General features: G+C 51.5%; 7 protein-coding genes. 3 read left to right on the top strand and 4 right to left on the bottom strand.

Going from position 1 to position 14,530, the window contains the following annotated elements:
* Window positions 1-97: 97 nt before the first annotated feature.
* Together RIC19_RS18490 and RIC19_RS18485 are read left to right on the top strand one after the other, a co-directional pair.
* Window positions 98-3,172, top strand: a complete 3,075-nt coding sequence (locus RIC19_RS18490; RefSeq protein ID WP_350179839.1) for a SusC/RagA family TonB-linked outer membrane protein — start codon at window positions 98-100, stop codon at window positions 3,170-3,172.
* A 37-nt stretch (window positions 3,173-3,209) separates the two neighbouring features.
* On the top strand, window positions 3,210-4,724 hold the full coding sequence (locus RIC19_RS18485; RefSeq protein WP_350179838.1) for a SusD/RagB family nutrient-binding outer membrane lipoprotein: 1,515 nt from the start codon (window positions 3,210-3,212) through the stop codon (window positions 4,722-4,724).
* 88 nt (window positions 4,725-4,812) lie between these two features.
* Here the strand turns inward: RIC19_RS18485 and RIC19_RS18480 are convergent, their stop codons facing one another.
* Window positions 4,813-5,445 (bottom strand): copper homeostasis protein CutC, encoded by a 633-nt coding sequence (locus RIC19_RS18480; protein WP_350179837.1) that lies wholly within the window; start codon window positions 5,443-5,445, stop codon window positions 4,813-4,815.
* A gap of 95 nt (window positions 5,446-5,540) precedes the next feature.
* On the opposite strand from RIC19_RS18480, the gene RIC19_RS18475 reads away from it, so the two are divergent.
* Window positions 5,541-5,957: an OsmC family protein gene (locus tag RIC19_RS18475; protein WP_350179836.1), complete on the top strand. Its 417-nt coding sequence runs from the start codon at window positions 5,541-5,543 to the stop codon at window positions 5,955-5,957.
* 1 nt (window position 5,958) lies between these two features.
* Here RIC19_RS18475 and RIC19_RS18470 read toward each other — a convergent pair whose 3' ends face one another.
* The 3 genes from RIC19_RS18470 to RIC19_RS18460 form a co-directional block, all read right to left on the bottom strand.
* Window positions 5,959-6,618, bottom strand: coding sequence for a DUF2461 domain-containing protein (locus RIC19_RS18470; RefSeq protein ID WP_350179835.1), 660 nt, complete (start codon window positions 6,616-6,618; stop codon window positions 5,959-5,961).
* 11 nt (window positions 6,619-6,629) lie between these two features.
* Window positions 6,630-7,403, bottom strand: a complete 774-nt coding sequence (locus tag RIC19_RS18465) for an SDR family oxidoreductase (protein WP_350179834.1) — start codon at window positions 7,401-7,403, stop codon at window positions 6,630-6,632.
* 153 nt (window positions 7,404-7,556) lie between these two features.
* Complete coding sequence (locus RIC19_RS18460) at window positions 7,557-14,345, bottom strand: T9SS type A sorting domain-containing protein (RefSeq protein WP_350179833.1); 6,789 nt, start codon at window positions 14,343-14,345, stop codon at window positions 7,557-7,559.
* Window positions 14,346-14,530: the final 185 nt, after the last annotated feature.

Below are 14,530 nucleotides of genomic sequence, written 5' to 3'. Positions count from 1 at the left end.
GATTTCTATTACCCCGGAAGTCATGAAAAAGCGACGATATCATCAAACTAAGCCTTGTAACCAATTTTCATGATTGTGATCAACAAAATTCAAAACAATGAGTAAAAAACTACTAACGACCCTATGCTTTGCCATGCTGCTGGCGTTCCCGTTGGTGGCACAGCAGACCGTATCCGGTACGGTCACCTCCGATGGTGAAGCCCTGATTGGGGTGAACATCATCGAGAAAGGAACCTCAAACGGGGTGCTAACCGATTTGGACGGCAACTACTCCATTAAAGTAGGAGAAGATGCCACTTTGGTTTATAGCTACACGGGCTTCGAAACCCAGGAAATTACAGTGGGCAACCAAACTACGATTGACCTGGTACTTTCAGCGGGTGTAAACCTGGACGAGATAGTCGTCACAGCTTTAGGCATTGAGAAAAACAAGAAAGCCCTCACCTATTCGGTATCTGAAGTGGAGCCTACCGGCTTTGCGGAAGCCCGTGAGATGAACGTTGTCAACTCCCTTTCCGGTAAGGTAGCGGGGGTCAATGTTTCCACCACTGCTTCTGGTGCAGGTGGTTCTTCCCGTGTGGTGATCCGCGGCAACAACTCTCTTTCCGGTACCAATCAGCCACTCTATGTGGTGGATGGTATCCCCATTGACAACACCAACCTCGGCGAAGCCGGTATGTGGGGTGGTTCGGATGGAGGTGACGGTATATCTTCCATCAACCCGGAAGACATTGAGAGTATTTCTGTATTGAAAGGTGCATCTGCCGCAGCTCTTTATGGCTATCGCTCCGCGAACGGTGTTGTTATGATTACCACCAAGGGTGGTAGCAAGCGCAAAGGCATCGGAGTGGAATTCAACACCAGCCTGCGTACTGAGTCGCTCATCAATACCTATGACTTCCAGCGGGAGTACGGGCATGGCCGTAATGGTACTGCGCCTACAACGGTAGATCAGGCTCTGGAAGAGCAACTCTACGCCTGGGGCGAACCCCTTGATCCAAACCGCAACGTCATGCAGTTTGATGGCGTTGAACGCCCATACAGTGATGCCGGCGATAACATCGCCCGCTTTTATGAAACCGGACTGACTCACATCAATACGCTGACCTTGACGGGTGGCTCAGATAAAGTCAACTTCCGTTTTTCTGCATCGAATCTTGACAACAGCGATATTATGCCTAACTCAGGTTTGATACGCCGTAACTTCACCTTGCGTACGAATGCACAACTGAGCGACCGGCTTTCGGCCACCGTTTCTGCAATGTACGTGAATGAGATCGCCAACAACCGTCCGCGGTTGTCGGATTCTCCAGGTAACGCCAACTACACTGCCTGGTCTATGCCGGCTACTATCAATGTGGAAACACTGAAGGGTGACCCGAATAAGCTCGGAGCAGCTGAGGATGGTACAGAGCTGCAGTTCAACGATAACGTATTCGTGACCAACCCTTACTGGGCAGCGTACCAGTTCGACAATGACAATAAGAAAGACCGCTTGCTGGGAAAAGTACAGCTGCAGTACGATATTGGCGCTGGCCTGTATGCACGGGGAAAAATTGGCTTAGACCGATTCACCAACCGTACACGTAACTTGGAGCCATTCGGTACCGCTTTTCGCCCGCTTGGGCAACTGACAGAGGAACAGCGGGAAGTACAGGAATTGAACACAGAATTACTATTGGGCTACGACAAAGACCTGTCTGATAATATCAGCCTGAGCCTCTTTGCCGGCGGCAACCAACAGCGTAACTTCTCAGAAACACTTGGTGGATCAGGTAATAACTTCAACATTCCATTCCTGCACGCCATCAAGAACCTGCAGAATCAGTCTGTGAACTATGGCTTTGGAGAATGGCAAGTCAACTCCCTGTTTGGTTCTGCTGAGGTAGGTCTGATGCGAGCCATCTACGTGAACGGTACTTACCGTAACGAATGGTTCTCTACCCTGACTTCACCAACCGGTTCCGGTGAGGGTGAAAACAATCAGGCATATTATTCTGCTGGTGTTAGTGCCGTACTTTCTGACCTCATCGCCATGCCCAGAACGATTGACTTCCTGAAGCTTCGTGCTTCTTACGCTACGGGGTCCGGACCAGGTGTGGCTGCAAACCCATACCAGCTCAACCTGACCTATGGTATCTTCGGACAGGGCCACCTTGGCCGTGCACTGGGCGGTATCACCAATGGTTCTATTCCTAATGCCAACCTTATTCCCCTCTTAACTAAAGAATTGGAATTTGGTCTTGATATGCGGATGTTTACCGGCCGCTTGGGTATTGACTTCACTTACTATGACCGTACCACAGAAAATGATATCATCAGCGCTGCGGTGTCTTCAACTTCTGGTTTCGGTTCCAAGATTGTTAACGTGGGGGAAATGAGCAACACGGGTATTGAAGTCTTGCTGACAGGTACGCCAATCAAAACCCAGGACTTTAGCTGGGATATCAACCTGAATTTTGCATATAACGACAACCAGGTACTGAGCTTGCTCGATCCGGAAAACGATGGGGAATCTATCCGCGCCGGTGAAAGCCGGACCCAATCAGCTTATATTGAGCACGTAGAAGGCTTGCCTTACAGTCAGGTGGGTGGCTTTGCTTACGTTCGCGACGAGGCTGGTGAAATTGTCCTGGACGACAATGGATTGCCACAGCAGGGCGAGTTTACGCACTTCGGCACCGGTGTTGCACCAACAATGGCTGGATTTGGTAGTACTTTCCGCTACAAAAACTTCAGCCTGAACTTCCTGATTGACTCCCGTTGGGGCGGTAAGATTTACTCGGCTACTAATGCCTTTGCTTACCTGCGTGGCTTACACCAGGAAACACTGGAAGGCCGTGAAACAGGTATTGGTTCTATACCAGCTGAAGAAGTAGAGGATTACTACGGTCGTATCTACAGCATTACAGAGCAGTTCGTATACGATGCAGACTACATCAAACTGCGTCAGGTTCAGTTTACGTACAACCTGCCATCCAGTGTTATCGAACGCCTGCCTTTAAGCGGTGTTAACGTGGGCATCGGTGCGCGTAACCTGGCTCTGCTTTACAGTGCTGCAGACAATATTGACCCGGAATCGACTTACAACGTAGGCAATGCACAGGGCCTCGAAATGTTTGGTGTGCCTTCCACGCGCTCCATTCAGTTCAACCTCGGCATCCGATTCTAAGTATTACTCAACTGTTCACTGACAAAACCTTTTCAACATGAAATTATTTTTCAGAAATATATTCCTGGTGGCGCTGGCATTAATGCTGACCACCACGGCCTGTGACGATGGCTTTGCGGAACTCAATACGAATCCGAATGCAGCCATCGAAATCAATCCAAATTTTCAGTTTTCCTGGATCCAGTTACGTACTTCCGGAGAACGGTACGAAAACTGGCGGGCTGTACTGATTTATTCTTCCACCATGATGCAGCACCTGGCCACCACTTGTGGCTACTGGGCGGGTGACAAGTACACTTACAATGCGGGGTATTCCTCCTCTCTCTTTGATCGTCAGTACACACAGGCGGTTAAGGATATGCAGGACTTGATTAATACCCTGGAATCCGGCGCTGCCGGTGACCAAACCATGCTGGGCATGGCTCGCATCTGGCGTACGGTGATTTTCCACCGCCTTACTGATATTTATGGTGATATCCCTTACTCTCAAGCTGGCAAAGGCTTTACGGAAGGGATCGACTTCCCGGTATTTGATACGCAGGAGTTCATTTACATGGACATGCTGAAGGAATTGGAAGAAGGCATTGCTCAGATCGGCGACGAAGGCGGATTTGGAGACGCAGACTTCCTTTACAACGGTGATCCTGGCAAATGGCGCCGTTTCGGTTACTCTATGATGCTACGCCTCGGTATGCGTATGTCTGAAGTAAATGCTGCTGAAGCACAGAAGTGGGTAGAGAAAGCCATTCAGGGCGGTGTACTGCAAATGGGCGAGGATGCCTTTATTGAGCACACCAACGGGCCGGAAGGCATCAACCGCAATGGTATTGGTGAAGTACTTGACCTCGCTAATGGTTCTGCAGGTGAACGCTGCCCGCGCCTAAGTGAGACTTTCGTGAACTGGATGAAGGACCACAACGATCCGCGCCTTGATATCATCGGCACACTGCCGGTTAATGGTACCGAGCACGTAGGTTTGCCAAATGGTCTGGATACGGAGACGATCCTGGACAATCCAACAGGTACTTCAACGGATGATTTCAGCACAGTTAATCAGGCAATCGTCAAAGTTTCTTCTCCAATGATGTTCCTGACTGTTGCAGAAACAGAACTGTTGCTTGCAGAGGCTGCTGTACGCGGCTGGGGTTCCGGTGACGCACAGGCACACTATGAGAATGGTATCCGTGCTGCTATGAAAAACTGGGAGCGCTTTGATGCCTCTATCGTGGTGGAAGATGCGGTTATCGATGATTACATCGCTAACAACCCATTCGATCAGGCTGATGCTATGCGTCAGATTGGCGAACAGTATTGGGCGGCTACCTTCCTGAATGAGTACGAGACCTTCGCCAACTGGCGCCGTACCGGCTATCCGGAACTGACACCGGTCGACTACCCGAACAACATCACCGGAGGTACTATTCCTGTTCGGTTTGCTTTGCCTCAGGGCGAACTTGGCGTCAATCCAAACATGCAGGAAGCATTGAATCGTCAGAGCCTGCCGAGTAGCTTCCCTGACCATTTCACTATACCAGTTTGGTGGGACAATTAAGATCGATGAATTAAGGATTCATACCAGCCTCTATTCAAAATGAGGTGAGTTGAGAGCCCTGCTGTTTGTATAAACGGCAGGGCTTTTTTTATGCCAGGTCACCTACTATCTTGCGGCCGTGGTATTGGCTCGCTCCTAGTGATTGGTGCAAGCCCGGCAAATTGCCCTTAGTGACACTGCCTGCAGCGATGGGAATGATGGCAGGCAAAGCACACTTCAGTAGCGCACGAAGCTGGCCTAACCCTTCCTGTGCCGTGGGCGCACCTCCTGAGGTGAGGAGGTATTTCAAGTTGGGAATAACTTTGAGCTGCTCAACGGCTGCCTCCATATCGGGCACTTCGTCTATAGCTTTGTGGAAGGTAACCGGCCGGCCGGCTGCGGCTGCACAGAGCGTATGCAGTAAAGGAAGATCAATCTGATTTTCCGGAGTAAGTGCCCCCATTACAAATTCCGGTACGCCCAGGCTTAAAAACCGGGCGATACTTTTTTTCATCTGCGCTGCTTCCCTTTCTGTGTAGACAAAATCCCCCCCGCGAGGACGGATCATAACCTTGACGGGTATTTGCACGGCTTCCAACACCTGTTCTACCAACTGCCAGTCCGGCGTGGTCCCACCTAAATCCAACCGGGCACAGAGTTCTAACCGATCGGCACCCAGCGCCTCAGCCCGGCGGCACTGCTCCAGCGTTTCCACACAGGCTTCCCGGATAATTCCTTCCATGTTTCGTCATTTTATCCTGCAAAGAACGAAAATCTCTTCCCCTTTCGCCAACCAATCCGGATATTGGAGCCTTATTGTTGAAAACACCTCACAACATGAAAGTAGAACTGACCCGCCTGGACGACGATTTCCACCTGCAAGCCGCCAACGAAGACGGGCTGACTGTAGAAACCGATGGCTCTCCATCTATCGGCGGGCACAACCAAGCACTCCGCCCCATGCAAATGCTGCTGGTTTCCCTGGGCAGCTGCAGCGCCATTGATGTGATCCACCTGCTGCGCAAGCAGCGGCAGGAACTGCGCGATATCAAGGTAACAGTGACTGGTGAGCGGGATACCTCTAAGACGCCGTCGCCATTTACAGCCATCCACGTGCACTATACGCTTTTCGGAGAAATCGCCGACAACAAAGCAGAACGGGCAGTCAGTATGTCCATGGAGAAACTATGCTCTGTGAAAATTATGCTGGAGAAAGCCGCTGAGATCACCTGGAGTTGGGAAAAGGCGGATTAAATTAAGCCTCCACACTGACTGCCCGGTTGAGGTAAGCCCGGAAGGGTGCCATGGTTTCGAAAACTTCCACGACCCGCTCTGTAAAATCTGCACGCTGCACTTCTGCCTGCGTAAAAGTATGGGAAACCACAAAGCTCTTGTGGCGCAGCAGGTCGATATGCCGATGGTCCTGCGTGTACCCCTTTGGTGAGGTCTTTAGCATTTCCACCTCCATAAGCCCGCCAAAGGTCTTTTGGAAGGGCTTGCTGTTGATAATGGCTCTGAGCTCCTCCCCGTCGTAATCAATGGCTGCCCTAATACGTTTCAAAAAGTCGCTTCCGGGCTTGTAGAAGCCTCCTGCGGCAATATTGGCATCCAGCCCAATATGAAAATAAAGGGCGGCGGTATTCTGATTGGCATCCAGACCGGCGGCAAAGTGGTCTTTGTAGGTGGGGGCGTTGGGGTGAAACAACAGATTATTGTTAATCCGGTTGATTGCCTCCCTCCCGGGCTTGGGAAGGAAATTTGGATCTACTTTGGCAATGCGGGCGTTGAGTGCATCAAGGTAGTCGATAAACTCATCCCGCAGGGCATGGTAGTAGTCCCGGTTGGCGTCCATCCATGACTTATCGTTGTTTTGCTGTAAATCACGCAGAAAATCGTAGAGTTTCCTGAAGTTCATCGCTTGATTTTTTAACCCTGAATACCTACCTGAGAAAAACCACCATCTATGCGCACATTCAACCCCGTCAGGTAAGAAGAGGCTGGCATAGCCAGAAAAGCGATGGTCCGCGCGACTTCCTCCGGCTCCCCTACCCTGCCGAGCGGTGTGGCTTCGTTAATGCGAGCTACTTTCTCGGGAATTTTCAGCACCCGGTCTACCCTCGCTGTGGCAATAAACCAGGGGTCTACTGAATTCACGCGGATACCGTCCTTGCCCCAATCCACAGCCAGGTACTTCGTCATACGGTCCATAGCGGCTTTCGACATGGCGTAGATGCCGGTGGTCCACATTACGCCGGTTTTGCCGGCAATGGAGGCTACGTTTACAATGCTTGGCCCTTCACCTTTCAACAAAAGCGGGTGCAGCCGTACACTGAGGTCAAAGGCGGTGCCCACATTAATGTCCATCACATGCTGCAGGTCATCAAAGGTGGCTTCCAGGGTTGGCTTGCGGACGTTGGTGCCCACATTATTGACCAGGATATCTAGTTTGCCCCAGAGTGACTTAGCGCGTTCCACGATGGCAATGCGTTCCTTTTCTTCGCCAATATCCGCCACCATGCCGAATGCTTTGTAGCCTTTCTGCTGATATTCGGCTTCTGCTTCGCGGATGAGGTCTTCGGAGCGGGCCAGAAATAATACCTCGGCACCCAATTCAAGAAATTCTTCTGTGGTGGCTTTGCCGATGCCTTTGCTCGCGCCGGTTACGATGGCGGTTTTGCCTTTCAGGGTCCAATGCTTCATGTCGGTTGTTGATTATTGCGTCCGCTTTGAGAACAGCAAAAGCCGGGAGTAGTTTGTTGCCCATCAAAAAAGCCGTCCCTGCTGTGAGGAACGGCTTGCTTTGATCTATCAAAATAAGGGGTAAGGTAAAATATCGGGCGTTTTGCTCCGCCCTTATTCCTTCACGATTCGCTTGTGGACAATACTCTGCCCCGTAGTAATCCGCACCAGATAAACGCCCGAGGGTAAATTCGCCAGCGATAAGCGCCGGTTGTCTTCCACTTGCACCGGCAGCTCCTGCCCGTTCATATTCAGCAACTGCACCTGATCAGCTTCGAAGCCGTGGGGGCTAACGATGTTGACCCAATCGGTGGCCGGGTTCGGGAAGAGGGTGAATACACCCTTTCCTGCATCAGGCTCATTGCTGGATACGACCTTAAAGGTAGTCGACTGGCCCTGAACTGGCAGACGGTCTTCGTTGGTGTCAATGCAGAATACTTTTTCTACTGACACCTCGGACGAGGTCAGCCCGGCAATATCATCGATAATACCGATGATATAGGCGACCTGCCCGTGCCCGGAGACGTTGTTCTGGTCAATTCTCGTGAGTGCAATCTCAATGCGGCCATCGGGGTAGACTTTGTCGACGGTAAGGGTATTGACCCCGGGCTCGCCAAACCAGCTAGTGGGGTACACCACTTCGATCTCATCGGGGCTGATCACCTCGGGGTCAAACTGCACCGTAAAGGCCACACCATAGGCATCTTGCACCGGAGCATCAGCAGCACCAAGAATGATAGGTGCCTGGAAAGTCGCTCCACTGGGCTGGTCCACGGGGAAGTCGATAAAGGCGGGCGGGTCCAGGTCAGTGCCCGGGAGTTCAGTGATGGGCTCGGGCACACCATGCGCTAAGCCATAATTAAATTCAATAACCGCCACGTCGTTCTCATCAATGATGCCATCACCATTGCAGTCTGTATGCTTATAATTGGTCCCACTTACGAATGTGCTATCCCAGTCGGTGGCAGCCGCCGGGTTCCAGGAACTGTTCGGATTGGCCCGCGCCGGACCGGTAGCGCCATAGCCGAGTCCAATAGAGAGTAAATCGATGTGGTGGGCCAGGTTGTCGGCATTGGCATCTCCGGGCCAGACTTCCTCCGTAACCGGTGTCCAGCATAGATTGTCGATGAAGCCGGTGCCCTCCAGTTGTATTTTGTCCAGCTCGCCCCGAAGAGTGATCGTTGCGGAATTAGAAGCCGGTCCGTCGCTGTAGAGGGTTTTCTCTATTGTCGTCCCATCCGGTAAAGTGACCTCCTCGTTGACGGGGAGCGTATCCAGGAATCCACCGACCGGAAAACCATCACGTTTGTAGAATAGGCCTGACTCCTGCGTGGAATAATCAAAGGAGACCTCAATAGCCGTCTCGGCAAATTCGAATTGCAAGTCTGCTTGCATCATCTCGACCATCTCACCGGAGGCCGCGTCGAAGAACGCAATATTGTCAGAAGGCACAACATTCACTGCGCATTCGCAAAAATCAGCTATAGCGTACTTGAATTGCACACCGGCATCGGCCCCTACGTCCAGCAACCCCTGTCCACCATCGTTGGGCAGGCTGCTGAAGCCGGCAAAGGCATCAAAATCAAGGCAACCGGCAAGATTATCACAATCCGGTACTTCATAAGCCACATTCACGCAGCAATCCGGATCGTCGTTGATGCAGATCCTCAGGGAATCCAGGCTGCCGTCCGCCACACCAAAGCCTTCCAGCTCCAGCGGCAGCTCGTCCAGCGCGAAGAAATCAATGAGGTTGCCATCGCCATCGTAGAGGTCGAAGAAATCGTTCCCGGGGTTCTCGACTTCGAAATTCAGGAAGAGCTTGTAGTTGCCCTCGTCGTCGCAGCCCAGAGCATCTGCTTCCACATTTTCAATGCCGCAACTTTCGTCGACTACATTCGTGACACAAAGATTATCCAGCACCATCGTGTAATTTGGCAGCAGGCTAAAGTAAAGGCGCTCTATTGGCCCTTCTACTGTGATCTTACCCGTTGTAGCAGGGGTGCTGTAGTCAAAGCTCAGGGTAATATCATCTCCCAGTTGTACTTCTCCGGGATTGGTGGGCAGCGGCAGGTAAATGAAACCAAAATCGGCCCCATTAGCAAATACTTGTATGCTATCTACCCAGAACGGGAAGTGGAAGTCCATCGTCATCGTACGGCTGCTCACTATACCCGGTAGTGGCCCCACTTCAAATCCTGCTTTGGCATTACTAAAGATCAATACACTTCCGTCCGCTTCCGCAAATGCAGGATAAGGATTGTCCGATACTTCTAACGCAGTCGGGAAGTTGTTAGGGAGCGCCTCGTAGGCTACTTCCACGCCTGATTCTGTTCCAATCACCGCGCTGCTGCCACCAGCAGCTGAAGTAAAGCCATCAAAGGCGCTGAAGTCAATACACACTTCCTGCCCTTCTTCGCAATCGAAAGCCGGGAAGCCGATAAAGTCAGAGCAGTTGGGCTGCTGAAGGTCCGCGACGATCAACTCGTAGATATTATCCGTGTAAGGATCAAATGGGCCAACGATAACCGGGCGCGGCGCGTCGAAACCCAGGGTATCGTAGGTTTCGCCGTTGCCAAAAATACGGTAGGAGCCGGCCGTGTTCGGGGAAGGGCCGTCGAAGTCCAATTCCACATAGAAGCCAGTGGTGTCACAAAACGCAAAGTCTACCATCACATTATCAATCAGGCAATCATCGGAAGGGCAATCGGGCTCGGCGTAAACAACTTCTTTACAGCAATCAGGTTGATCAAAGATGCAGGCCTTGAATACGACTTCCGCCGAGTTGGTGACCGGCACATTGATCAGCGGTTCTGGCAGGGCGGCAAGCGTACTTTGCCCGATATATTCACCGTCCCGGTAAAACCAGAACAGCAGATCATCTTGCGGTTCTTCCACCTCAATATCCAATAACAGGTCATAGGTGCCATCACCATTGCAATCCTGGGGAGTAGCTGAAAGCGCCAGGATTTGACAATCGCCCCCGTTATCACAGGATTTGGGCCCGACTTCCACATAGCCAAAGCAGGTGGGGTTGGCAAAGTCAAGTATGAGGAAGTCATACACCGTCACACCATCTCCCGCAAAAGGGCCGAGGGTCACAAAAGGCTCGCTGTAGTCAAATGGGCCAAATATTTCCCCATCGGCGAAGATAAAGTAGCCCAGGTCACCGGGATCATTGACCTGCACTTCGATGTCGACGAGGAAGGTGCCGTCTTCGCAGGGATGAGGCTCGGCGATGACGTTGTTGAATATGCAGCCTACATTGCAGGCCGGCGCATCGAAAAGCTTTTCCGTGAAGGCGTTGCAGTCCGTCGCACCGATATTCACCTGGTAGGTCTCCCCGTCGCCGGGCAGCCCCGGGATGGTCACCGGGAAGTCGTTAAGCCCGTACACCTCGCTGTAGCCTAGTCCGGGTATGGAGACTTCAAAGCTGGTAGGCACACCGCTGTATTCGAGGTCGACCACCAGGCTATATTCCCCATCAATACAATCTGTGGTTTCCACAAATACCGCTTCAAGATCACACCCCTGATTGCCACAAGGCAGATCGTATTCCATCACGATGCAACAATCACTCTGATTGCCCACACAGATGAATACCAGATCGGACCCTTCCTGGGTATTGGGCATCGTTATGGTAAACACACCATTATCGGCAGGCCCAATAACTGATAACCCGGTGAAGTCGCTGAATTCAGAAGTCACACTGATGGTATCTCCAACACTTACTGTACCCTCCAGCTGAATGACAGCGGTATAGAAACCTCCATTACACTCCAGTTCAAGCAGATGGGCCTCCTCTACCACACACCCACCGTTACAAACAGGTGTTTCTATGGTTGTTTCGGCAGGATTGCACAACCCTTCGGCAGGATACGCAAAAAGGTGCATCGGCAGCCCATTACCGGTGAATGGGCCAATCGTCACGGGGAACTCATCGAACGAATAGGAACCGTAAAAACTATTATTGACATCCAGGTTAAATACATCCCCAAAATCACTGGTGACTAAATCCACGGTCACGTAGAAATTACTACCCTCGCAGGGAGACGCCTCAGCAATAACCTCGAGGACATCCGAGCAGTAGCAGGGCAGCGCATCCACACCTTTGGAAATACAGCACTCCGGGTTTTCAGAGTAACAAATGGAAATCACATCCTGTACATCCCCGGGGTTGATGGCCCAGATATCAAGGTTGAGGTCGCCTCCGGTGTATTCGCTCCAGCGAAGATCACCGTTGACATAAATATCGACTGGAGCACCGTTCAGAGCCGCTTCGTCCAGGTCAACAAATGCAGAGTAGCTGCCAAAAATGCCTGTACACCACTCCGGGAACACTTCAAAATCAGGAATATCACAGTTGGGGTTGCAATCGCTCACATCTACCGGTACTTCAACTTCACAGAATACACTATTGGACGATTGACCAACCCACTGTTCTACCAAAACAGTAAGTTGGTCAGTACCTGGGTTAATAAATGGCCCCACCTCTACTGTAGTGTTGATGCCCACCAGGCCATACGAGAAAGCATTACCAATCTTGATCATCACAAATGGCCCACCGTTAGGGTTATCATTCGTAGTGGTCACGGAAAAGGTAAGCACGCCGTTGGGCTGGCATTCGATGACCTCCACCGATGCTTCCAGGCCGCACCCTACCGGGTCACAGGGCACTTCAAAGTCAACATAGGCGCAGCAGTCCGGCTGATTGGCGAAACAGATGGACAGGCTATCCAATCCAGATGGTGGCGAAGGCCAGTTGGAAAGTTGGAGGTTAAAGCCTATTGGCTCTCCGTAGATCAAGGTTTTAGAATAGCCTGTTATTAAAGACGTAACGATTAACGTATCTCCATTTTGCGCATTCCCTACGGTCATCGGGATATTGTAAGTGCCGTCGTTGTTGCACCCGGCAGCCGGGATCAGCAAGTTCACACCCTCCAGGACACAGCCATCTGCACAGTCCGGCGTGATGATCGTTTGCGAAGCTCCACAGTCGCCCTCTGTGTCGTATACCCAGACCGTTACGGGCTCACCGTACCCCAGCACAGGGCCTACCGTCACGGGCAGGTCGGCATAGGCATAGGTTTCCAGGAACCCGTTGGAGGTTTCTACTTTGAAAGATGCACTGGGGAGGTTGCCCAAGGCGTCAAAGCCAAGCTCAAAGTAAAAGAGGGAGTCCCCATCGCAGGGTAGAAAGCCGATGCTAAGGTTTTCAAAAACACAGTCTGCGCAGCCTACATCGTAGCTGATTTCTTTACAGCAATCAGCGTTGGCATTGAAGTCACAAATCTGCAATACCTCAAACTGTGCGGCAGGCAGGGGCAGATCAAGCACCAATTGCTGCCCATTGTAGATCAGGGTTTCCAGATAGTTGGTCTCCTGAGCTGAAACGGTCAGGGTATCCCCTTCCTGTGCCCCTTCGACCACCAGGATGATCGTGTAAATATCTTCCCCGGGGAAACACTGAACACCACCCTCCATCAAAATGCCTTCCAGCGTGCAATCCGCTCCACAATCCTGCGCGGGCAAGACAGCTGAGAGTGCGCACTCTGTATCGTTTAGGGTTGTAACCTCAATGGTAAGATCGGACGTGGGTGCAACAAAAGTACCCAGCGTTGCCGGAAAATTACCCGCCGGATGGTTGTAGATCGTGCCATCAATCGATAGGAGAAGCGTATCGGTGGGCGCCCCGGCATATTCGACATCCAGAATCACCTGAAAGACGCCATTGGGATTACAGTCCCCAGCTTCTACGGTCAGGTCGCTAAGCAGGCAGGGCGGCTCTGGATTAATGCAAACATTATCAATATGCAGACCGGAAACGCCACCGATGAGCAGGCTTTGGACGTTGCCTTCGAAGATTAATTGTCCCGAGCTATTGGTGTTGTTCTCCGGCACCACTTCCAGAGTAATGCCCGGTGCCAGTGCATAGAAACCCGACTGCAGCAAAAACTGTATCAGAAAGGGCGTGCCGTTGGCCGCAAAATTGACAGTCCCGTCCCCATCGGGGGCATAGTGATAGTCAACCGTAATTTTCTCAACAGGCTCAGGGTAAGCGGTCAGGTCATAAATAGCGTTAATACTGGCAAATTCCAGGAACTGCCCGGAGGCTTGGGTGAAATCCGGAAAGTCTGCGGCCTGACGGACCCGCAAATCGCCGTACACACTGCTCCAGAATAGTGTTTGAACAGGAGCGAGGCGCATCGCCACATCAGATTCAGTATAAAACACCGTACCGGGCTGCGTCCCCGCCTGAGCGCCATAGCCCGGGGTATCCATCATTTCAAATTCCAGGCAGTCCCCGGCATCCGGCTCATCCAAAGGGGTGGCGCAAACATTATCTACACCAAATTCCTGCCCGCCCACGGTCAGGCTGAATATCTCCCCGGTAATGCAGACGGTGCCCGCAGGGAGGAAGGTGTTGCCAGACGTATCCAGGGATACGGTAACTTCAACACCAGGGAAATCCTGTCCGGCGACATCGGGGAAATCGGTGAGGACGAGGACATCACTTCCGTTCACGGCGAAGTTTTCCTCCCCGCCGCCATCGAAAAAATCAAAACAGACCTGTTGGGCACCATCGGGGTAGTTCAGTTGAAGTGCATTATTGCCCATAAAAAGGAAGTTCCCGTCAAGCCATTGCACATTATTGCTTTCAAAAAAGGCATTTCCAAAGCCCGTATCACCATTGGGGTACACAATTTCCCGGGCAATAGCGGTAAGCCCGTCCTGCTCAAACAAGGTGTCACCAGGCACATTATTCAGTACAGGCCCAAAGGCAGGCCCTGCCGGGAAGTCTTCAAAGTCGAGGCAAGCCTGTTGTGCATTCAGGCTGAGCATACCGAACAGGAGCGGTAGCAGATAGAAGTTCTTGGTGTTCATGGATTGAAGGATTCGATTCATGTTGGATTTATTTTTAGCCGAGGTCAAGTTCTTTTATTCGATCACAGTACAAAAATGCACAACCTCTCGCCGGGCAACAAGAACAATTTTGGTTTATTTTTGGATTTTTTAAACCTTTATTCAAATCAAAACCACCCTGTAATCACTTTAAACACTAACTTTAAGCCATTCCTCTTTTAGTTTAT

This window comes from Phaeodactylibacter sp., from assembly GCF_040219495.1.
Lineage (GTDB): Bacteria > Bacteroidota > Bacteroidia > Chitinophagales > Saprospiraceae > Phaeodactylibacter.
Note: the sequence above shows the minus strand (reverse complement) of the source record. Positions and strands in the feature narration are given on the sequence as shown.

Coding starts and splice junctions, on each gene's coding strand:
- RIC19_RS18490 (WP_350179839.1), top strand. CDS start 98: ATGAGTAAAAAACTACTAACGACCCTATGCTTTGCCATGCTGCTGGCG.
- RIC19_RS18485 (WP_350179838.1), top strand. CDS start 3,210: ATGAAATTATTTTTCAGAAATATATTCCTGGTGGCGCTGGCATTAATG.
- RIC19_RS18480 (WP_350179837.1), bottom strand. CDS start 5,445: ATGGAAGGAATTATCCGGGAAGCCTGTGTGGAAACGCTGGAGCAGTGC.
- RIC19_RS18475 (WP_350179836.1), top strand. CDS start 5,541: ATGAAAGTAGAACTGACCCGCCTGGACGACGATTTCCACCTGCAAGCC.
- RIC19_RS18470 (WP_350179835.1), bottom strand. CDS start 6,618: ATGAACTTCAGGAAACTCTACGATTTTCTGCGTGATTTACAGCAAAAC.
- RIC19_RS18465 (WP_350179834.1), bottom strand. CDS start 7,403: ATGAAGCATTGGACCCTGAAAGGCAAAACCGCCATCGTAACCGGCGCG.
- RIC19_RS18460 (WP_350179833.1), bottom strand. CDS start 14,345: ATGAATCGAATCCTTCAATCCATGAACACCAAGAACTTCTATCTGCTA.